This is a genomic window from Rhodococcus sp. JG-3, assembly GCF_000482405.1.
In the GTDB taxonomy this organism is placed as follows: domain Bacteria; phylum Actinomycetota; class Actinomycetes; order Mycobacteriales; family Mycobacteriaceae; genus Rhodococcoides; species Rhodococcoides fascians.
The window spans coordinates 684,203-705,350 of record NZ_KI519398.1 but is presented as its reverse complement, the minus strand read 5'-3'; the positions used below and the strand labels follow the sequence as shown (position 1 = coordinate 705,350).

Annotated in this window: 22 protein-coding genes; 4 read left to right on the top strand and 18 right to left on the bottom strand. The window is 65.5% G+C overall.

Going from position 1 to position 21,148, the window contains the following annotated elements; genetic code table 11:
- Positions 1-67: 67 nt before the first annotated feature.
- The 3 genes from K414_RS0104585 to K414_RS0104575 form a co-directional block, all read right to left on the bottom strand.
- A complete protein-coding gene (locus K414_RS0104585) occupies positions 68-2,113 on the bottom strand; it encodes an MDR family MFS transporter (RefSeq protein WP_027494876.1) in 2,046 nt (681 codons plus the stop codon).
- A gap of 3 nt (positions 2,114-2,116) precedes the next feature.
- Positions 2,117-2,602: a MarR family transcriptional regulator gene (locus K414_RS0104580; protein WP_027494875.1), complete on the bottom strand. Its 486-nt coding sequence runs from the start codon at positions 2,600-2,602 to the stop codon at positions 2,117-2,119.
- Positions 2,603-2,739: 137 nt separating this feature from the next.
- Positions 2,740-3,153 (bottom strand): hypothetical protein, encoded by a 414-nt coding sequence (locus K414_RS0104575; protein WP_027494874.1) that lies wholly within the window; start codon positions 3,151-3,153, stop codon positions 2,740-2,742.
- A gap of 266 nt (positions 3,154-3,419) precedes the next feature.
- On the opposite strand from K414_RS0104575, the gene K414_RS0104570 reads away from it, so the two are divergent.
- Positions 3,420-4,316, top strand: a complete 897-nt coding sequence (locus K414_RS0104570; protein WP_032371722.1) for a hypothetical protein — start codon at positions 3,420-3,422, stop codon at positions 4,314-4,316.
- A 30-nt stretch (positions 4,317-4,346) separates the two neighbouring features.
- Here the strand turns inward: K414_RS0104570 and K414_RS0104565 are convergent, their stop codons facing one another.
- Positions 4,347-5,627, bottom strand: coding sequence for a plasmid pRiA4b ORF-3 family protein (locus K414_RS0104565; protein WP_161631776.1), 1,281 nt, complete (start codon positions 5,625-5,627; stop codon positions 4,347-4,349).
- Positions 5,628-5,706: 79 nt separating this feature from the next.
- Here K414_RS0104565 and K414_RS0104560 point away from each other — a divergent pair, with 79 nt between their 5' ends.
- Complete coding sequence (locus K414_RS0104560) at positions 5,707-6,057, top strand: VOC family protein (protein ID WP_027494871.1); 351 nt, start codon at positions 5,707-5,709, stop codon at positions 6,055-6,057.
- Positions 6,058-6,059: 2 nt separating this feature from the next.
- Here the strand turns inward: K414_RS0104560 and K414_RS26025 are convergent, their stop codons facing one another.
- From K414_RS26025 to K414_RS0104515, 9 genes are all read right to left on the bottom strand, one after another.
- Positions 6,060-7,175, bottom strand: coding sequence for a TDT family transporter (locus tag K414_RS26025; RefSeq protein ID WP_051364941.1), 1,116 nt, complete (start codon positions 7,173-7,175; stop codon positions 6,060-6,062).
- A 68-nt stretch (positions 7,176-7,243) separates the two neighbouring features.
- The gene (locus K414_RS0104550; RefSeq protein ID WP_027494870.1) at positions 7,244-8,152 is read right to left on the bottom strand and encodes a LysR family transcriptional regulator; all 909 of its coding nucleotides are present in this window, start codon (positions 8,150-8,152) and stop codon (positions 7,244-7,246) included.
- A gap of 24 nt (positions 8,153-8,176) precedes the next feature.
- The gene (locus K414_RS26020; RefSeq protein WP_051365309.1) at positions 8,177-9,037 is read right to left on the bottom strand and encodes a GIY-YIG nuclease family protein; all 861 of its coding nucleotides are present in this window, start codon (positions 9,035-9,037) and stop codon (positions 8,177-8,179) included.
- The gene (locus tag K414_RS0104540; RefSeq protein WP_027494869.1) at positions 9,021-10,211 is read right to left on the bottom strand and encodes a DNA cytosine methyltransferase; all 1,191 of its coding nucleotides are present in this window, start codon (positions 10,209-10,211) and stop codon (positions 9,021-9,023) included. Before K414_RS0104540 ends, K414_RS26020 begins: the two co-directional genes overlap by 17 nt.
- A 68-nt stretch (positions 10,212-10,279) precedes the next feature.
- Positions 10,280-11,224 (bottom strand): CopD family protein, encoded by a 945-nt coding sequence (locus tag K414_RS0104535; protein ID WP_237606129.1) that lies wholly within the window; start codon positions 11,222-11,224, stop codon positions 10,280-10,282.
- Between the two features lie 16 nt (positions 11,225-11,240).
- Entirely contained in the window at positions 11,241-11,744 is a 504-nt protein-coding gene (locus K414_RS0104530) for a copper resistance CopC family protein (RefSeq protein ID WP_081701678.1), read from the bottom strand.
- Positions 11,745-11,818: 74 nt separating this feature from the next.
- Positions 11,819-12,481: a YcnI family protein gene (locus K414_RS0104525; RefSeq protein ID WP_027494866.1), complete on the bottom strand. Its 663-nt coding sequence runs from the start codon at positions 12,479-12,481 to the stop codon at positions 11,819-11,821.
- Between the two features lie 50 nt (positions 12,482-12,531).
- Positions 12,532-13,065, bottom strand: a complete 534-nt coding sequence (locus tag K414_RS0104520; protein ID WP_027494865.1) for a hypothetical protein — start codon at positions 13,063-13,065, stop codon at positions 12,532-12,534.
- Between the two features lie 16 nt (positions 13,066-13,081).
- Entirely contained in the window at positions 13,082-13,732 is a 651-nt protein-coding gene (locus tag K414_RS0104515; protein ID WP_027494864.1) for a DUF6474 family protein, read from the bottom strand.
- Positions 13,733-13,883: 151 nt separating this feature from the next.
- Here K414_RS0104515 and K414_RS0104510 point away from each other — a divergent pair, with 151 nt between their 5' ends.
- Positions 13,884-15,452: a TM0106 family RecB-like putative nuclease gene (locus K414_RS0104510; RefSeq protein WP_237606441.1), complete on the top strand. Its 1,569-nt coding sequence runs from the start codon at positions 13,884-13,886 to the stop codon at positions 15,450-15,452.
- A gap of 40 nt (positions 15,453-15,492) precedes the next feature.
- Here the strand turns inward: K414_RS0104510 and K414_RS0104505 are convergent, their stop codons facing one another.
- The 5 genes from K414_RS0104505 to K414_RS0104485 form a co-directional block, all read right to left on the bottom strand.
- Positions 15,493-16,260 carry an SDR family NAD(P)-dependent oxidoreductase gene (locus tag K414_RS0104505; RefSeq protein ID WP_027494862.1) on the bottom strand — a complete coding sequence of 256 codons (768 nt, stop codon included), beginning with the start codon at positions 16,258-16,260 and terminating at the stop codon, positions 15,493-15,495.
- Between the two features lie 112 nt (positions 16,261-16,372).
- A complete protein-coding gene (locus K414_RS0104500) occupies positions 16,373-17,389 on the bottom strand; it encodes a hypothetical protein (RefSeq protein ID WP_051364939.1) in 1,017 nt (338 codons plus the stop codon).
- Positions 17,386-18,570, bottom strand: a complete 1,185-nt coding sequence (locus K414_RS0104495) for an ATP-binding protein (protein ID WP_051364938.1) — start codon at positions 18,568-18,570, stop codon at positions 17,386-17,388. Before K414_RS0104495 ends, K414_RS0104500 begins: the two co-directional genes overlap by 4 nt.
- Positions 18,571-18,600: 30 nt before the next feature.
- On the bottom strand, positions 18,601-19,308 hold the full coding sequence (locus tag K414_RS0104490; protein WP_027494859.1) for a TMEM165/GDT1 family protein: 708 nt from the start codon (positions 19,306-19,308) through the stop codon (positions 18,601-18,603).
- A 206-nt stretch (positions 19,309-19,514) separates the two neighbouring features.
- The gene (locus tag K414_RS0104485; RefSeq protein ID WP_027494858.1) at positions 19,515-20,042 is read right to left on the bottom strand and encodes a hypothetical protein; all 528 of its coding nucleotides are present in this window, start codon (positions 20,040-20,042) and stop codon (positions 19,515-19,517) included.
- Between the two features lie 157 nt (positions 20,043-20,199).
- Between K414_RS0104485 and K414_RS0104480 the strand changes: the two genes are divergently transcribed.
- Positions 20,200-21,147 (top strand): ABC transporter substrate-binding protein, encoded by a 948-nt coding sequence (locus K414_RS0104480; protein ID WP_027494857.1) that lies wholly within the window; start codon positions 20,200-20,202, stop codon positions 21,145-21,147.
- The last annotated feature ends 1 nt before the right edge of the window (position 21,148 follow it).

Sequence of the window (21,148 nt, the reverse complement as noted above, 5' to 3'; positions counted from 1 at the left end):
AGACGGACGAGGAAAGGCCCCGCACTCCCTTTCGGGTGTGCGGGGCCTTTCGCTGTTCTGTGGCAGATCAGTTGACGCTGTGGCCGTTCAGTCCGGCGTTGGCGTAGTGATTGTGGCTGTCGGGAATGTGGTTGTCTCCCAACACCCGAGCCACCTGCTGCTCGCTGAGTCCGAGTCGGCGGAGTCGCTCGCACACTGCATCGAAGTCGAGCATCTTGGCGTCGAGCTCCTGTTGCAGCTCGATCACCTCGGCGCGAATGGCCTCGGCCTCGTCGAGAGCGGTCAACGTGTCCTCGGGCTGGGGCAGCAGCAGCGTGAGCAGTCGATCACGGGCATCGGTGCTCAGTCCATCGAAGGGACGCTGACCCGGCTGAGCCTCGTGGCGACCTTCGTTGCGACGCTCGAAGCGCCGTTCGTTGCCGTACTGCGCTCCGACGTAATCCTGAGTCGCCCCGAAGGACGGGATCTCGGCGAGCTGTTCCCGACGCTCGGGCTGTGCCTGAGCATCAGCGTCGAGATTGTTCTGGTCCAGATCGGTAACGGGTCCCTGCGCCGGTGCCGACGCGATGTCGATCGTCTTGCGCAGCGGGCGATTCGGGATGAAGACCACTGCGATGAGCGTGACGATCGCAACGAAGCCGGCGATCATGAAGATGCGTCCGGTCGCGTCGCCGTATGCGGTGCGGATGACGCTGACGATCGGAGCAGGCAGTGCCGTGAGGTCGAGCGATCCGCCGCCTCCGGCCGAACCGTCCACACCGAGCTGCGCCAGACCGGCTGCCGACTTCTCGGCGACCCGGGTTGCCAGCAGCGAACCGAGAACCGAGACGCCGATCGCTCCGCCGAAGGTACGGAAGAAGGCAACCGTCGACGATGCTGCACCGACGTTCTGCACACTGACCGTGTTCTGCACTGCGAGAACGAGATTCTGCATCAGCATGCCGGTACCGAGACCGACGATGGTGATGAAGATGCCGACCGTCACCAGGCTGGTGGCGTGGTCGATGGTGCCCAGCAGCAGGAATCCGATGACCAGCAAGATGGAGCCGGTGACGATGAACGGCTTCCACTGACCGAACTTGGTGATCAGCTGACCGGAGCCCACGGAGGCGACGAGCATGCCGAACACCAGTGGGATGGAGAGCAATCCAGCTTCGGTGGGGGTGTAGCCGCGAGCAGTCTGGAAGTACTGGCCGAGGAACGTGGTGGCTCCGAAGAGGCCGACGCCGACCGCGATGGACGCGATGATGGCCAGGCCGGTGGTGCGCTCGGTGACGATCTTGAGCGGGATGATCGGCGACTTGTGTCGAGCCTCGACGATGATCGTCAGGACGAGCAGCGCAACTCCGCCGCCGACGAGGTACGCGGTCTCACGAGAGATCCAGGCGTAGTAGTCGGCCTTGCCTGCGAACGAAACCCACACGAGGAGAACGGACACGCCTGCGGTCAGCAGAAGTGCGCCGAGCCAGTCGATGGAGACGTTGTCCTTGCGGACGGTCTTGATGTGCAGCGTCTTCTGCAGCAGGCCGAGGGCGATGACAGCCAACGGGACGCAGACGAAGAAGCACCAGCGCCACCCGAGGGGGCTGTCGACGATGACGCCGCCGAGGATGGGGCCACCGGACATCGATACGGCCATGACGGCACCGGTGTAACCGGAGTAGCGGCCACGATCACGCGGGGAGACGATGGTTCCGATGATGGCGATGACGAGTGCCGTCAGGCCACCCATGCCGATGCCCTGCACCACACGTGCGGCGAGCAGCACCGGAACGTTGTGCGCGAAGCCGGCGATGAGCGAGCCCGCGACGAAGATCAGAATCGAGCTCTGGACCAGGACCTTCTTGTTGAACAGGTCGGCGAGCTTGCCCCAGATGGGCGTCGACGCGGCGTTGGCCAACAGGGCGGTGGTGATGACCCAGGCGTACGCGGTCTGCGAACCCTTCAGGTCACCGATGATGGTCGGAAGTGCGGTCGAGACGATGGTGGTGCTCAGCAGCGCGGTGAACAGCGCGGCCAGCAGACCGGTGAGGGCTTCGAGGATCTGGCGATGCGTCATCGCATCGGGATCGGCGATTGCCTGATTCGGCGGATTCTCCGCGGATGTTGTCATTGGTTATCTCGCAATCAATTCAATGCGGGCCACGTCCTGGTGCTGGGCGTGGGCGTCTTCGTTGAACGTGTCGTTGAGCTTGCGGATGGAATCGAGGGCATCGAGAGCCTCGGTTTCACTCCATTCACTCAACATCTCTGCCAGGCGACGAGCTCGCCTGTCCCAAATCTGTTTCAGTCGAGCCTGGCCGTCGTCCGACACACAGACCCGGGAGGCTCTTCTGTCGTCCGGATCGGGATGCCGATCGATGTAGCCGAGTTCGACGAGGTCCGCGATCTGCCGGCTGAGGGCGGACTGGCTGACGCAGAGCCTGCTGGCGAGGTCGGTCTGTCTGCATTCACCCTCTGTCGCGAGGATGGCCAGAACTCCGGTCAGCGCCTGCGGCAACGGTGAATCCTCGACTCCGGTGGTCACGGCCCGCTTCAGCGTGCGCCCGAAGAGGAAAACCTCTTCGACGAGCGATTCCGCTGTCGTGGATTGAACTGCCATGAGTACTCCAACGCTGAGTTCGATTTACTTGCTGTCTGCAACCATATATATACATACATGCGCTAAGCAAACAATATTCCTGTCTGGTGGGTCACAGCGTCGATGTGGGGATGGCCAGATCCTTCGGGCCGGTGACGCTAGTGCGGATAGAAGAAGGATCGCCGCACGGACAGGCCGACCGTCTCGCCCACCTCGGGCCGCGGCCCGCGCGTCGAGCAGCGGAAGTCGACGTCGTCGCAGTGCACCAGGACGTCGCTCGCATCGCGGCCGAACAACGACGACGTGACGGTGCCACTGACCTCACCAGTGTCGTCCGCAGATCCGGGCACGATGTCGATGTCGGTCGGCAGGATTGCGAGCGTCCCGGGTCCGGAGCCCTCCGCCTCGAGTGTGAGGGAGCCCGAAGTGAAGGTGCCGTCTGCGACAACGCCGTCGACGAGGGTGGCGTCGGACAGGAAACGCGCGACGAACGCCGATGTCGGAGCACGCACCACGTCCTCGGGTGAGCCGATCTGCTCGATGCCTCGAAGATCCTCGGCATTGCGGGTCATCAGCCGCCTTCGCTCGCTTGTCGTACCCCTCGTCTACTCTCTCGACCACACACATCCGGGGGGACATCATGAGCAACCGCAGATCGCGTAGCAGAAAGACCAGTCGCGAGGCCCACAGTCAGGTTCAGCGTGAAAGGGAACCTCTATTTTGGCCGAGCGCGCTTCTTCACTTCTCCGATTGGCTGATCGAGAATGCCTGGGTCGCAGATCAGTTGACGGCTTTTGCGACAGCAATGACAGTCGATCGGTCGGTCCGCGAGCGGAACGTGAGCGTGTACGGCGCAGATTTTCCGATCGACATGTTCTGTCTCGATGATCACGAGTACTTGGACCTCGATGACTATGAGCGGTCGCCATGGGAGCGCGACGAGATTCGTCGCGCCATCGATCTGTTCGGCACGTTCGTCGTCGCCGAACGGTTGTCGCCATCTCAGAACGAAGAGATCTCGAGAGAGATCGGGTTCCCGTCTGCATTCGCGTCGGTGCCCAGTTCTCCGATATCGCCGGGGCGCTCGAGCCCACTGAGTACACCGATAATGGTCTCACTCCTGCAACGGTTGGCATCGTGGGCTGCGACCGAGCGCCGCGCGCCATCGGCCCGAATCGACTACTGGGACGACTCGGCCGAGATCGTTGCCGCGCTCGGGATTCCGGGTTTCGACAGCATCCCTGAACAACCTGACTTCATGGCAATGGTGAACTATCGATCGGTGTTGGATACCGCCCGTAGGGTCGGGGTTCTCGAGCACGCGGGCCAGACTTACACCCGCGGACCCGAAGCCGGAGCTTGGGTGGTGTCTCCAAGTGCGGACCGAACTCGCGCCGCCGTGGTCGAGGCGTACGCATCTTGCTTGACGCCTGTGTACGACTCCGGCGATGATTCCGTGCAGTCCGAGCTCGTGGCAGGCTCGACGTTGGCGACCACCGTGCTCGTGCGCAGCCTCGTCGGTGATCCGGTAGGGGAATCCGACGGTGTCGTCCTGGGAACGATGTCCGACAGCAAGGTGATTCAGACCGTCGCGACACTCCGGTTCATGTCGATGTTCGACCTCGGATTGCTCGTCAAGGTGAACGACAAGTTCTGCGTACCTGACCTTCTGGCGCCCCTGCTGCTCGAGGCGCTCGATCGAGATCGTCTGCGGCGCGTAGGGCGCGCAGCATGACCTGACGAGTGGCCGGTAGCACCTTCTGGTTCACGAGCCGAGTGCATGTACGGCAAAAGTGCGTCCCCAATCCGGTACGGCCCCGTCGCGACCCAAAGTCGACGGCACAGCGCCGATCAGAGTGAGGAAGTCGAAGGTCGGTCGAGCGAGGTACTGGGCGTAGCGTCTTTCGCTTTCGGGGATTCGCCACCCGATGGCCTCGAGGCTTCGTAGGATCAGCGAATTGCGTTCGGTCGCAAAGCAACCCCCTGCAACCGAAACCAGCAGCAGCAGGCCTGCATCCTTCTCGTACTGCTCGCGGCCGAAGGGCATCCGAGCCGCGGCGTGCGACCACAGTCGGAGCGGGTCGGTGGCCAGGGTGTTGCCCAACCGGGTGCGAAGTAGCCGTCCCTTCAGCACGCGAACCAGCCCGAGTTGCGTCACTGCAGCCCGAAGCCAGTGCACCTGCTGATGGTCCACCTCGCGGTTGGAGCTTCCGAACCATTCGGCACCCCACTCGAGCTCTGCACGCATCGCAGCGACGTCTTTGGGTGGGAGATAGCCCGCAGCAGTCAGCGTGATTCCGTCTGCGCCCACCCGCGCCAGCATCCATGTCAGCTTTTCCATTGCCGATGCCGCCGCTACGGGGTCCAGCTGTGCCACATCGAAATCGACGCGTGCGAGGACATCGGGCAGATCGGGGTGATACTCGAGGGGCCCGCGTTCGAGAAGCGAGCCGAGTTTGGGTAGGCGCTCCCGCACGCGGCCGGCCAACTCCGTCACCGCGCGCCGCAACGCGATTCTGTTGTTCGCGTCGGCCACCGCGAAGCGTTCCTCGAAGCTGCCCGCCCACTGCTTCATATGGTTGTGCTCAGGATGATCGGTATCAGCCAGAACCTTCAGCAGTTTGTCGTAGCCCGACCTGCCACCGCAGTCCTCGGGTGGGCAGGCGCGGGCGCCGTCGAGGCAGGCTGCAGTACCGGCAACGGGCGATATTTCTTCGACGACCAGGTGGTGTGTCCATCCGTCACCGAAGTCGTACTCGTACCCGAGACGATCCCCGACGGCACCGAGGACTTCGTCCACTCGAACGCCGTCCTCGAGCGTCCCGGCGCCGTCGTCCCACTCTTCGAGCGCGGACTTCATCTCGTAGCGTCGACTGGTTCGATAGGGATCGTCGCCGACGAAGAACATGTGCAGGTGTCGGTCTTCCCATCCCATGACATCTTGGATGACGTCGTGTAGCTCGGGCAGTGTGGCGTCGGAATTGATGGTGAACCGCCGCCACACCGCTGGTTCGATGTCGGCCAGAGTTACCTTGATCGTCAGCATCGAAACATCGTCCCCCATGCGCGAGATGCCCGTCGAGAACGTCCCCGCGGGGACGCTTTCGGCGCGATACAGTCCGAACATGGACGTTGTGCGCGCGATGCCCCTGCTCACGGTCACCGATCTCGACGCGGCGCTGGACGCGTATGTACAGGTCACCGGAATGGAGGTGGTGATGAACCACGGTTGGATCGCCACACTTGCGTCACCGGGGGACAGCACCGCGCAATTGAGTCTGATCACCGTCGACCCCACCGGCCCGGTGAATCCGTCGGCGTCTCTCGAAGTGGACGACGTCGACGCGGCCTACCGCGCCGCGGTGGGTGCACATCTCGAGATCGTGTACGAGATCACCAACGAGGAGTGGGGCGTGCGCCGATTCTTCTTCCGAGACGCGGGCGGCAACGTGGTGAACGTGCTCGCGCACATCTGAGATCAGCTGGGCTGCAGCAGGTTTCCTCGCCACACGCCTCGGACAGTTCGAGTGGCGACAGTGATCCAGGCCGTCACGAGCACGACGTACAGCAGTACGGCAAGGGCACGGACCGCGCCGAAATCGAGGGCATTGCCCAGTGCGGTCGCTCCGGTGACGCAGGTGCCGATCGGGAATGTGAACGACCACCACGTCAGTGAGAAGCTCATCTTCTTGCGCGCCGCGTGCACGGTCAGGGCAGTGGCCAGTGCGAACATCAGCGCGCCGAATCCGCCCATGATCAGTCCGTAGCCGATCCCGACGACGTGCAGCCCGACGGCGATCGACGACTGCGGACCGGTGAACACCATCGATGCATCGGTGCCGAGCAGGTTCGCCGCCGTGATCGACTGGCCGATCAACCCCAGCGTGATCCAGACCGTCGGAGCCGCGTCGACGGACGACAGACCGCCGTGCAGCAGGCGTCCGTAGATCAACGTCATGGTGAGCATTCCGACGATCAGCGACAGCCCGAACATCGCGTAGCACGCGCACAGCAGCGCCAACCGCCACTGGCCGTCGGGCAGATGCGGAAGCAACAACGCTCCGGTCGATGCAGACACCATCGGCGGGACGACGGGCATCAACCACGCCGGCAATGCCGTGACCTGATCCCGGGGACCGGACGTCATCATGCGGAACGGCACGGCAACGCTGGTGAGCAGGCCGGTGACCGTGCCGGCGACCCACAGGACTGCGAACAGTGCCGTGGCCGCCGTGGGACCGATGAGGTCTCCGCCGAGCAGGCCGGCCCCGGCGCCGACGGTGAGCAAGGCCATGGGCGGTGCGCCGTAGAACTGCATCATCACCGGGTGCTGCGCGTAGTCGACTGCGCGTGCGCGATACCCGGTCCAGTGCCGCACGAAGGCTGCGCCGATCACTGCGAGTGCTGCGGCAGCGAGTACCCATACGACGACGGCGACGACGCGCAACGCAGGGAGGTCGACGGGCAGTGTGGCGGCCGCGGTGGCGACGATGCCGGTTCCCATGACGGCGGCGAACCAGTTGGGGGTGATGTGCTCGACGGTCCGCCTGCGCGACAGCCGGGGTGCATACGAGACGGACTCGAGGACGGTCATGACTTCACTGTGCGCGACGCGGCCCGCGTCCGGTAGGCAGCAATTCGCGATCCAGTCATAACTGGAGGTTATGGCTGGATGGACGTCGCTACCGTCAGAAGTTCTGCGGCCGGGCCGCTGGGCGCACGGCCCGATTGCCAGATGGCGCGCAAGTCTCTGTGCAGGGACAGATCGGGGAGCGGCACTCCGATCAGACTGCCCGCCGCCAGCTCCGTCGCGACGGCCAGTGAACTGAGGACGGCACCGCCGATCCCCGCCGCCACAGCGGACTTGATGGCCGTCGTCGACGACACTTCCAGCAGAGGAGTCGTGGGCGGGCCGAAACCTGCTGCAGCAACCGCACTCTCGTACACCGACCTGGTTCCCGACCCGGCCTCGCGGGTGACCAGCGCCGTCTCGACTACCTGCGCGGTCGACGGTGCAGTGTGTGCCCACGGATGTCCGGGTGCCACGACGAGAACCAGTTCGTCGGTTGCGACGGTGCGGTACGTGAGTTCGGCCTGGACACTGGGGTTTTCGATGAACCCCAGGTCTGCGTCTCCGGCGAGCACCGTCGCGGCGACCACCGCCGAATTACCCGAGCTCAGCGTGGGCACGATCTGGGGCAGCGTCGTGTGCAGTGTGACCAGCCATCTCGGCAGAAGATATTCGGCGACAGTCTGACTGGCCGCGATCTGCAGGTGGCCGATGCGCTCGGCGTGCAGCGTGGCGATCGCCGTCGCCAAGTCCTCGGCCGACCGGACGACCGGCGCTGCCCAACTCGCGACGAGCTCGCCGAACTCCGTCAGCACCGTTCCGCGTGCGCCCCGCTTCAACAACGGCGCTCCGACGCGACGCTCCAGCGCGCGAATGCGAGAACTTGCCGCGGGCTGCGACATGCCGTGGGCGTGTCCGGCACGGCCGATGCTGCCGAGCTCTGCCACCGACAGCAACAGATCGATGCTGGTGAGATCGGCAACGTGAGGGGGAAGCGGCACAGGTCGAGCCTACGGCGACGGGAGTCAGTAGTCGCTGAACAGGTCCAGCTCGGCGTCGGGCTCGGGTAGGTCCTCTGGGTCTTCGGGGTCGTCCGGATCCACGGGATCGCTACGTTCGTGCAGCACCGAACCCACCAGGGCGGTGACGTCGATGGCCGCGGGATCGGGAATGGGGTGACCCTCGACGAAGGCGAGTCGCTCTGCAGACAAATACGCCAGCCGCACCGCCTGCACCACCAGGACGCGTCGCAGACCCTCGGACACCTCGCCGCGCTCGCGAGTGACCGCAGCCAATCGGGAGATGGTCTCCGCGCGTCGCGCGATCCGAATGTCGGGGTGCCCGCGCTCTATTCGGGTCTGCTCGGAAATCAGCGACCGCCGCAGTGACGCAGGCAGAGTGATGGGCTCGGAGACCGGCGGGATCTTCTCGTTCAGAATTGCCTTGTGACGCGACCTGTCGATGGCCTCGAGGTACGCCGTGTACTCGTGGGCGTTCAAGTCTCGTTCGGCGGCGCGGAATTGTTCTGCGCCGTCGGACTTCTTGAGGTCCTCGTACTGCCAGAGCGGCCAGATCTCGATCTCCGCGACCTCGAACACGTCCAGCACTCGCATCGCGACGGCGTCGGTCCGCTGATTGGTCAGATGCCGCTGCACCCGAACGCTGAGCTTCTCCTTGGTCTGCCCCACGTAGATCGGCTCGCCGTCGTAGTCGTAGAACGCATACACGCCCCACTTGGCCGCCGACCAGACGCGCCCTCGATCGTCCTTCTCGCTCAGCACTTCTCGCAGTGCAGCTCGAAAGGACTGCACATCGTCCGCAGGCAGACTGCTCTTGCGCGGCGCGACCGCCGACGCCCGCAGCGAGGACTTACCGTGACTGGACATGCGCAGCAGTCGCATTCGGCGCGATGGAACCGAGTGTCCCGTTCACCAGGGGCATCAGGTAGTGCTCCGCCAGCCACGCGACCACCGGAACGCACACCGCATCACCGAAACCGAAGAGCGCCTGGTTGTTCCGCAGACCGCCGAGCGTGTAGTCGCCGGCGCCCATCAAGCGGGCGTACTCGAGAGGCGTCATCCAGCGCACCTGCAACCGGCCGTGGCCGATCTTGACCACCGCCTGCTTCGACGACCCGCCGCGCGCAGTACGCAGGCAGCCGGAGATGTCGTCGGGGCGGGCCTCCCACACCGCGACGCCATTGCGGGTACGACGGTAGGCGGTACGGTAACTGACCTTGCGCGCCTTCTTCAGAATCTCGATGCGCTGCAACTGAATCGGGGACAACGAGCGTACGAACGCCTCGGTGCGGTCTGCATCCCACCAGCGCTCGTCGCGGTAATCCATCCGCTCGACCAGATCGCCGAGACCACTGGTCAACGGGATCGGCGGGCTGGGTAGTGGAGCCCGATGCGTCGACAGCGTCGAATCGCCGTAGACCGCCTGCAACCAATCCGGACGCAGTTCACTGTTGGGATCGCGGGCATCCTCCGGCGGATGTTGCGCACCGATCAGGAACAGACGAGGACGGGACTGCGGGACGAACCGTCGAGCATCGATGGTGAGGACGTCCACCGAATAGCCGAGTTCGTTGAGCTCACGGACCGCGGCCGCCAGATCGTCGCCCCCATGACTGGTGGCCAGGCCGACGACGTTCTCCAGCGCGACCACCTCGGGTCGGCCGTCACCCATTTCGTCCAACACCCGAGTGAAGTGCCGAAATGTCGAGGAGTTCTTGCCCGCGAGACCGGCCCGGCCCCCGGCCAGAGACAAATCCGTGCACGGAAACGACGCCCAAGCCAACGACAGACCGTCCGGCAGATCACCGCCGCGCGTGCCGGCAACATCCCCGAGCTGGAAATGGGCCGCGTCGTCACCGAAGTGTTGGCGATACATGTGGTGCTTGTCGCGCTCGATGTCGTTTGCCCAGCACACCTCGAAACCGGCCTGCTCCAAGCCCATTCGCACCAGACCGATACCGGCGAAGAACTCGGCGACCGTGGGAATCCGATCGCGCGCGGACACCGAGGAACCACCCGGCACCACAGTCAACTTCGGCATGCACTCAGGCTAGTACAGAGCCCCGACAGACTCGCTTGTCTGGTCATTCCGCAGGCTGCACTCCGGCCTTACGCCGTGGTTGCCAACGCCGCCGCCAGTCCGAACGCCACCGTCAGCAGACAGACATGAGCGGCAGCTCGCCGCACCGAGTAGTCCGCCGTGGAGCGGTGCGCAGTGGCGGTCGGCAACCACGTGCGGCGGATCCGAGATGCCACGGCCACCAGGATCACGGTCATCACGACTTTGGCGAGAACGATTCGGCCGTAACCGGTCTCGATCGCAGCAGCCGGGCTCTCCAACTTCAGGACCGCGTCGAATACGCCGGTCACGGCCACCCCGACGACGCACCACAGCGCGATCCGGGAATAGGCCGGCAAAAGCGTCGCCCACGCTGTCTTGGTCCGCAGACTCAGCGCCATCGCGCCGAGCACACCGAGCCACACCGAGGCGCACACCACATGCACGGCAACGGCAATGGAACCGAATGCGAATTGCGACATGTGTCCGGTGATCGGTCGCGCGACCAGGGCCAGCGCCGCCAGTGTGACCACGGGAACCGGGGACCAGGATGCGTCTCGTCGATATCCGAGTACGCCCATGGCGCACAGAACGAGCGCGAGGAGCACCGTCGTCGCGCCGAGTCGACCGACGGAGATCGACGCGACGAAGGCCGCAAATGCACTCGGCGACAGCGCCGTGACTGCTCGGCCCTCGGCCTCGGCTGCGGCCGCTGCCAACAGGACGAACTCGGCCACCGCCCACAGACCCGACAGGAACCCGATCGACCGCCACATCACCAGCGAGTCGAGGGCGGGGCGTCGAGATGCGGAATTACCGTCCAGGACAGCGAGAATTCCGAACCCCAACACCACCGAACCCGACGCGACAGCGATGACGCGGAGCCACGACGACCCGCTGGGAAAGGTGGGGTACGCCAGCGCGAACGCTGCCGCGACCCCCACCACCGCCGAGGCTGCGGCGGCGAGCACGAGCCGAAGGCTCCTCTCGCTCACCGCAGCCACGTCGGATCTACTTCTCGCTCTTCGGCTTACGCTGGTCTTCTGGCTTACGCTGGTCTTTCGGCTTACGCAGTGCGAATGCCAACGCTCCACCGAAGGCGAGGACCGCAACCACGACCAGCACGATGGGACCGTAGCCGCCGAGGAACCCGTCCTCGGACTCTTCCGAGGTACCCGACGCATCGGCCGGTGCCCCGGGTGTTCCGGACCCTTCCTGCGTCAGCGTGAACGTGGCCGTGCCGCTCACCGGATGACCGTCTGCCGAGGTGATGCGGTAGGCGAGGGTGTACTCGCCGGCAGGGCCCAGATCACCGACATCGACGACCACGCTCTGGCCCTCGATGCGAGCATCGCCCTTCGACCAGATGTTGCCGTCGGGGCCGACGACGTTGAGCGTGGCGAACTGCGACTGCGGCACCTCGTTGAAGGTCACCGATGCCGTCGCCGGAGATGCGTCGAGCGAGGAGCCGTCGGCCGGGCTGTACCCGGTGACCTGCGAATGAGCCGAGGCCATCGGAGCCGCGATCAGCAGTGCCAGCAAGGCCACCGCCGATACGACCACCGCTTTGGCGGACACGGTCAGCGCCCTCACGAGCGTCGGCTCCGCACGGTTGCACCGATGCCAAGGCCGGCGCCGACGGCACCGAGAACGAGCCCGGCACCGGCGATCCACCGGGCGGTGGTGTCCGAGGAGGACGCGGACGTCTGCTCGGCTGCGTCCGTCGTCTCGGCGTGGGCTCCGCCGTGTGCGTCACCGCTCGAGGCTGCGAGGGTCAGTGTGGGAGCGGGCAATTCGGGCTCGCTGCCGTCCTCGGTCATCGGCTCGTTCCACTGTACGACCTCACCGTCGGTGTAGGTCTGGGTGGCCGGGAACGACACGGTTTCCTGCTCGGGCAGCGGCCCCGCGGAGAGCAGGAACTGCTGGAACTGGCCCGGACCGACCTCGGCACCGGGATTCGCCGTCCACGTCACCGACACGGCGAGATCGGCGGAGTCCTTCTCGACGGTGGACGTCCACCCCGGAATGGGCTGGGTGCGAGCAGAATTGAGGCCAGGCAAGGTGACCTTGACCGAGTTGGTCGATGCGATGTCGGACTCGGTGGGGACGCGGAACGTCAGGACCGAGTAGCCGCCCTGCGCGGCGTCGGGCGCGGAGACGACCACATGAGCGGAGGCTGCGCCTGCGCCGATCAGCAGTGCGCCGAGGGTGGCACCGGATACGAACAAGGCACGCGGAATGGAACTCTTCATGATTGTTGGGTCATTTCTGTACGAAGGTGAAAGGGGATGTCGGATCAGAGTTACGAGCTGACCGACATAGGAGGCCCACGACGAGAAATGGCCCAGTCCAGGGCAATACCGTGCGCCGACGGCATCGCGACGGAGAACCGGACGCGACCGACAGCAGAACCGTCGGGCAGGGGAGTGAGGAGCGCAAGAACGGCACGAACGATCGATGTGATCGGGCCGTAGAGACGTTCGGCTGCGGCGATCAACAGCGCGGCGACCAGCGACGCGGCCGCGTGAAAGCCGATCATCGCGGCGCTGGGCAGCAGCGAATGGCTGTGTGACGAGCCCGACATGCCGGCCATGTCGCTCAGGCTCAGTGCGGTATGAGCGAGGAGTTGGCCACCCATCAGGGCGGGCAACAGAACGGTCGAGCGACGCGGAACGGCAGTCGTGGCACCCACGCCGAGGCTGACCACGATCAGCAGAGCCAATCCCGATCCGCTGAGATAGCCGCCGCCCGCCATTCCGTGCGCAGCCACCGCGAGCGCGGCGGTGACCGTACCGACAGCTCCGCCGCGAAGCGGTGCAGCAGAGCCGTCGGTCATCGGATGGTCGGTGAGATCAGCGCACGCCGAGGCGAGCGAGCACGTCCGCTTCGATGCCGTCGAGCTCAGCGGAAATGGCGGCGTGGGCAGTCTTGCGGCGCGCCGGCGGCATCTGCTCGGCGGCGCGCACAGCGGTGGTCAGATCGTCGAGACGCTCGCTGATCGCGGCACCGAAACTCTTGGTCTCCGGATCCGAATGACGCGATCCGATGGTGCTCAGCGACTTCTCGGCACCGGCGATCCGGGCGCTGAGCTTGCCGCCGTGGCCCGAGTACTCGCTCAGCTGATCGGGTGCGACACCCAGCTGCTGCGCCTTACGGTTGTCGAGCTGCCCGCGAACGACGGTGGCAGCGCGGTAGGCAATCGGAGCCAGCACCGGCAGCAGAAGCCGAGCAATACCGAGATACTTACGAATCTGAGCCACGTTCAGCGTGCCGGCCGCAGCCGCCTTCTGCTGCGCCCGCAACGCCGAGACCTGGGCCTTCTCGACGTTCTTCTGCGACTTCGCCTCCACCGCGCTGAGCTTGCGCTGCGCCTTGGCGATCGACTTCAGCTGCTTGCGCTCGTTCTTCGCGCCGAGCTTCGCCTCGAGAGTGGCCTTGTGCTTGAGGGCCTTCGCCTCCGCCTTGCGAGTGGCACGACCTTTGCGCTTACGGAACAGACCCATCGACAAGGCTCCTGACATGTGCTGCTAGGCGGTAACGGTGCGTTCCACACAGCCTAATAGGCAGCTGTTCTTCTTCGGCTGTCGGAGGGCTCACCTAATGTCTAGCGGTGTGAACGGTCAACGAGATGCGGCAGCGTCGCACGCACCTGTGCTGCTCGACGCCGGATCGTTGACGCGATGTCGGCACCGGCTCTATCTCGACACCGCCTACGGGGCGCTCCTGCGCGGTGAACCCGAAAATCCCGGGGTGCGGCAACGCCGAGAGGCGGCCCAGGCGCATCGCGAGAACATTCGCGCGCAGTTGGCAGCGGCAGACCCCATGTTGTGGACCGAGATCGACGAGCCCACGGCCCGTGCTGCGGCCGATGCGACCGTCGCGGCCTGCCGCGCAGGCGTCGAACGTATCTGGAATGCAGTTCTGCCACTCGAACGCGATACCGGCCGCCGCGGACGGAGCGAGCTTCTCGTGCGGGACGCGTCGGGCGGCTACATTCCGGTGATCGTCGTCAATCACAAGGTGACCGACCCCGGGCGCGGCGCGCGCACCACACCGCTCACGCACTGGGCTCCGGCCGTCGACGAAACCCGCAAGGTGCGCAGCCAGCTGCGCGATCAGCTCCGCCTCGCGCACCTGTACCGCATGCTCGCCCACGAGGGCTTGGCCACGGCTACCCCGGTCGGGGGCGCAGTGGGTTATCGCGGAGAGTGCGTGTTGGTACACGACCTGACTGCCGCGCTCGACGAATACGACATTCGATTCGCGGACCGGCTTGCGGTCGCGAGCGGTGACGCGGTGACCGTTCCCTCGCAGATCAGCGAATGCCGTTCGTGTGCTTGGTGGTTCGACTGCAAGCCGCAGTTGGTGGCGGCCCGCGACGTCTCACTCGTCGCATCGGGATCTCGAGCGGACGTGCTGCGCAGCGCTGGAGTGCGGACGATCGACGAACTGGCGCAATGGACCGGTCCGGCTCCCGAGGAGTGGCCCTTCGGCAACTTCGACGACGCGGTGTCCGCGGCGCTGGCCTGGCGCGCCGACGTGCCGCTTCTGCGTCGATCGGAGACCGTGACGGTCCACCGCGCCGACGTGGAGGTGGACGTCGACATGGAGAGCTATCAGGAGCACGGCGCGTACCTGTGGGGCACGCTCCTCACCGAGGCAGGCGGACCGCCGCCGGAGTATCGCGGCTTCGTCACGTGGGATCCGCTGCCCACCGTCGACGAGGGACGCTCGTTCGCGGTGTTCTGGAACTGGTTGATGGACACGCGGGCCGATGCCGCGGCTCGCGGCAAAACGTTTGCAGCGTATTGCTATTCGAGACAAGCCGAGGACAAATGGCTACTCGACTCGGCCCGACGCTTCGCCGACGTCCCCGGAGTGCCCACCGAGGCGCAGATACGCGAATTCATCGACAGCGAGCAGTGGGTGGATATCTATCAGGCCGTCAGCGACCAGTTCATCTGCCCGAACGGCAAGGGGCTGAAGAAGATTGCCCCGGTGGCCGGATTCTCCTGGCGCGACGAGGAAGCCGGCGGCGAGGCGTCGATGGGCTGGTACCGCGAGGCCGTCGGATACGACGCCGATCCCGATCACACCCAGCGAGAACGGCTACTCGTCTACAACGAGGACGATGTGCTCGCCACCAAAGTGTTGCGCGAGTGGATGTCCGACCGCGCCGAGGACGAGATCCCGACCGTGGCGGACCTGCGCGCTCGCGTGTGACCCCGCGCCCGAGAAGTCGGGGCCACACGCGAAAGGACTTCTAGCGCGGTGCCATCCGGATCGCGCCGTCCATGCGGATCGTTTCGCCGTTGAGGTAGTCGTGCTCGGCGATCATCTGCACCAGCTGGGCGTACTCGCTGGGCTGTGCGAGACGCGACGGGAAGGGCACGGACGCCTCGAGTCCCTGACGGTATTCCTCGGTGACACCGGCGAGCATCGGGGTGTCGACGATGCCGGGGGCGATGGTGTTCACGCGAATGCCGACCTGGGCCAGGTCACGGGCCGCGGTGATGGTCATCGCGTGCACGCCGCCCTTGGAGGCGGTGTAGGCGATCTGGCCGATCTGACCCTCGAATGCGGCGACCGATGCGGTGTTGATGACAACGCCGCGCTGGCCGGCGTCGTCGACGGTGGACTGCGACTGAATGCGGTTGGCGGCCAGCCGCATCACGTTGAACGTGCCGAGCAGGTTGATGGTGATGACCGTGCGGAACAGCTCGAGATCGTGCGGTCCCTTCTTGGACAGGATGCGACCCGCCCAGCCCACGCCTGCACAGTTGACGACGATGCGCAGCGGCACACCGGACTCGACGATGGTGTCCAGTGCGGCCTCGACCTCGGCCTCACTGGTGACGTCGGCGGGAATGAGGGTCACGCCGTCCGGGACACTGTCTCCGGCGCGCTCGATGGACTGCGGCAGATCGAGACCGAACACCGTGACGCCGGCGCCTGCCAGACGTGCTGCGGTTGCTGCTCCGAGGCCCGACGCGCCACCGGTGACGAGTGCTGCTGTTCCTGAAATCTCCACGTCGTACGATCCCCTTCGTTAGCGGTGTCGGGTCGCGGCACAGGCAGCGACCACGCTGTGTTCTGCACCATAACCGGCGGGGGACCTCACCCCACTCCCAGGCACCCGCCGATCAGGGCAGAATGCGGCCGGAGTCGTCGTACTCGACTCGCTGGGCACCGTCACCGAAGTCGTCGAGCAGAATCGTCGCCGCGGCCGGTCGGCCCGGAGGCAGCAGGCGAACCGTCACCGATCCGGTCACGGCACCGTCCAGACTGCTCGACGCCCCCGCCGCGATGTCGTTGCGGACCTTCTCGCTCAGTGCCGTGGGGCTTCGGTCGTCGAGCATCGTGACCTCGACGCCACGGGCGCGAGCCGAGCGTGCCGCTCTGGCCAACTCGGGCAGTACGAGCCCGCGGGCCCGCAGGGTGTCGCGGAGCTCGGCTTCGAGGAGTCGGCACGCCAGGACTTCCTCGTCGGTGAGATCGGGGCCGTCCGCGATGCGCTGCAGGAGCGGACGGGCGAGCGTATCGAGACTGGCCAGGCGCGCGTCGCGTTCTTCGAGTACCGCCGCGGCGGCGGCCTGGGCGGCGATGCGGATGGTGGATTGTTCACGGAGCTCGAAGATCGCTGCACCGAGGGGTCGGATGGTGAAGGCGAAGAACGTCGCCATCAACAACGGAGCAATATTGATGGCGCTGAACGACAACCCGAACAATGCGCCTTGACCCGTCCAGGCTGCCCAGCCGACGACGACAGACATCGTGAGCGCGAGTCCGAACCACGCGGCCGGCGTGCGGCCACGGACACACATGAACGTGTAGATCACAATGGACATACCCAGAGGCCAGGACTGCAGACTGCCGGTCAGGGGCACCGGCGCCACGGCGAAGACGAACGACGCGGCCACCGGCCCGGATACGGTGAGCAGCGCCGTCGACCGTGGGCTCAGCGGATCCCCCGGAGCGCTGAGCAGCAGGATGACCGCGGCCGAGAACACCAACACCGAGACGAACGGCGGCCACACCGCGGACATACCCTTCAGCGTCGCCGACGCACACACGGCGCACGCGAGGATGTAGAAGCCGGCGACAGCGTACGCGGACGCCGACTTCATCGACAGCAGGTCGCGAACATCCTCGCCGTTCATCGCGCCCAGCTCAATCGCACAGTGGTTCCGCGGCGGGAGGTGTCGATCTCGGCCGAACCGCCGTCGAGCTGACGCATCCGCCCCTCGATGCTGACGGCGACGCCGAGTCGGTGCGGAGGCACCGAGCGTCGATCGAAGCCGATACCGTTGTCTCGCACGATGACTCGCAGTGCCGACGGGGCCAGCTCGACCGTCACCGATCTGGTCGACGCCTGAGCGTGAACGACGCTGTTACGCAATGCTTCTGCGAGTGCGCCCGCGATCGACCGGACCGCATCGGCAGGGTAGTTCGCCGAGGAATCGGCGGGGTCCTCGCGGACCCTGAAATCGATCGACTCGTCGACCGTCGATGCGGAGGCTCGCATCAGAGCGATCGTGTCGTCGATGGTGAAATCGTGTGTGGCGGTGTCGGTGTGCAGTCCGTCCAGATGGGCCAATGCCGAACATGCTTGACGGGCCAGGCTGGCAGTGCGGCCCTGGCGAGCGACCGCCAGCAGTGACGACATGACCTCGTCGTGGATGAGGGCGTCGAACCGTTCCCGTTCGACTTCGCGTGCATTCGCCGCAGCCGCCCGTGCGGCATCGCCGTGGGTGGCGCTGATGGTGGCATCGAGAATGCGACCGGTACGCAGTGCGGCCAGAGTCGCCGCGACGAACACCGTGCAGAACATCAGCCCGAAGAATATTTCGGCGATGATGTTGCTGCGAGGAAACGGCTCTCGCACAGCTTGATTGATCAGCTGCACGATCACCACCGAGACGGCCGTGTGCACGAATGCCGGGATGGGTCGCCACACGGTCGCGGCCGCGAGTGAGGCCAGGCCGGGGAATGCGGACAGGAACATTCCGCTCCGATCGAAGGTGGTCCCGTCCCAGGCCACCCACCACAGCAGGGCCATGACCGGGAATGCCAACGCTGCGATCGAACCCGCAACCTGGCTGACCCTGATGCTCGGGTGAAAGGTGAAGGCTCCGAACGCGAGACCGGTACCGAACACGACGATCACGGCGGCCGGGGTCCACCACCCGGGGACCGTGACGCTGCTGCGCGCGATGTCGGGAACGAGCAGCAGTAGATATGCCGCGTAGCCGGTACCGACGAACCGGCCGAAGATCCTGATGAGCCGATCGGTCGAACGGTGTGCCGCGTCGCTACCCGTCGCCTGCAGGTTGTCGTTCATTCACCCCTCCGCGAGGAGTGTAAACCAAGGTCAGACGTCTTCGGTGGTGCTGCGCTTCTCCACTTCCTGCGGAGCGTCGCTGCGGGAGCGTCGGACGAACGCAGCGGCGACGACGAGGGCCGAGATCGCCACCACGACTGCGGCCGCCACGTACGGAGCCGACGTACCCGGCATCAGTCCCTCGAAGAACAGGACCGCGCCGAAGACGAAGAACAGAATGGCCGCACCGTACTGAATCAGCCGTTCCGGCAAGTGCTTTCCGACAACGGCACCCAGCACGATAGCGAGGGCGTCGGCGGCGACCATGCCTACCGTCGAGCCGATCCACACTCCGACCCAATCGTTGTCGGCGGCCAGAGTGACGGTGGCCAGCATCGTCTTGTCGCCCAGTTCGGCGAGGAAGAACGCGGACGCGATGGCCAGGAAGGCCGACTTGGTGACTCGCGATGCCTTGGCACCCTCGTCGTCGGACAGCGAATCTCCGCGCAGGGTCCACAGACCGAACACGACGAACGCGAGCCCGCCGACGATCGAGATGGCTTCGGTGGGGATGGACACACCGAGGAAATGGCCGACGGCGACCGAGACCAGATGCACGACGGTCGTGGCCACCGTGATGCCGCCGATGACGACGTACCACTTGTAGCGCAAGGCGAACGTCATGGCCATCAGCTGGGATTTGTCACCCAGCTCGGCCACGAAAATGACAGCGAAACTCAACAGTAGAGCGGACAGCACAGCAGACTCCTCGGTCGTCGAACGGACCGAAGGTCTCGCCCACCGGAAGTACCGGTTCAGGTGCCGGGTCGTGGAAAACGACCAGTATGTCGACACGTTGATTGGGGGCTACTCCCCTTCGCTGCAGACGACTTTAAGTGCCGTTTCTCCAATTGTCCAATGCGCCAATAAGTTTGGGGACCCGAAAAATCGTGTACGGGGAGCGGTCAGGATGCGAGGAGCATCGCCAAAACTGCGGTGTCGGGATCGCTGATCGGATCGAGGCCGACCCGACTGATCATCGACGTCACGGTGCCGTCGGATTCTGCCTCCACCCACGCGGCCCGGTGATCGAGGCCCAGATGCGGAAGACCGGGCAGCAGAACGCAACCCGAGGCCGCGCCCGCACATTCCGGCAGAGAAGGCGTCGTCTCCGACGGTGGATGCAGCATCAGCAACGCGGCCGGCTGATGGTCCGAGAACCGCCCGGGAGCCAACGCGAAATCGCCGATCACCGGTCCCTCGGCCAACACCAGGCCGACCGTCCCCGGCTCCGGATCCTCGGGCAGCTCCTCCCGCACCCCGAACACCGTCGACGTCGCCAACAGACCCGGCATCGACGCGACCCGGACGGCCAGCGCCAGGAATTGAGCCCACTCCTTGGTGGTGTCCGGCCAACGACCGGAGATCACGAACCCGCGCAGTAGACCGGCGGCGTGAAAAGGCGAGACACCGATGAGATCTCGATCGTCCATTGCGCATCCCTCCCAGACAGGTACGAGGCAGAAGCCGGGTACACGACGTTGGGTAAGGAGAAGAATGACCCGAAAACGGCTGGCACACAAGATGGGGAGAGTGCCAGCCGAAAACGTAGCCGGCCCACGGCGGCTCGCCAGCCGATACGCTGCTGCGGTGAAAAACAGAGGATCCGCCCGGCGAACCGTCGTCTCGTTGCTGTCCATGGCGCTACTGCTGACTGTCGCCGCATGCAGTCGGGAAGAATCGACCCCGGGCGAGACCGGCGGCGAGGTTCGCACCGTGCAGCATGCGTTCGATGAGACGAGTGTTCCCGTCGATCCACAGCGCGTGGCCGTGCTCGACGGCGACCGCACGTTGGAAGCCGTCGTCGCGTTGGGCATCCAACCCGTCGCGGCAGTGAAGCCGCCGCTCACCGGTGACTACGCACCCGTCGTCCGGGATCGGCTCACCACCGAACCGATCGACATCGGATCCGTCGACGCCGACGTCGACATCGAGGCTCTGACGGCTGCCGCACCGGACCTGATCGTCATGCGAACGACGGGTGAGGACAACCGAGCGCTGTACGACCGGGTCGCCCCGATCGCGCCGACCGTCGTCGTGGAATACACCCCGGCCTCGTGGCAGAACACCTTGCAGCAGCTGGCGGGAATCTTCGATCGGCAGGAGATCGCCGACGGTTTGCTGGCGGACTATCGACAGGCGGTCGACGAATCCGAGTCACGCTCACCTCGGGAAAACAGCACGTTGACCGTCGCGCGAGTGCGCGCCGACTCGTTGCGGTACATGACGCAGGACGGATCGTTTCCTTACGCCGTCCTGGCCGATCTCGGCTACCGCGCGCCCGCACAGCAGGATCGCGGATCCGACGCGGTGCAGACGGTCGACGTCAGCCCGGAACTGATCGACTTGCTGGCGGCCGACGACATCCTTCTGCTCACCGATGCCGGGACGGAGGACGCCGTGGCGCAACTGCGGCAGAACCCGCTCTTCACCGGTCTCGGAGCTCGGGTGACCGAGCTACCGTCCAAGGATTTTCTCTTCGGCAACGTGCTGACCGCCCAAGCCCTGGTCGAGACCGCGACCGAAATCGGGGGCTGAC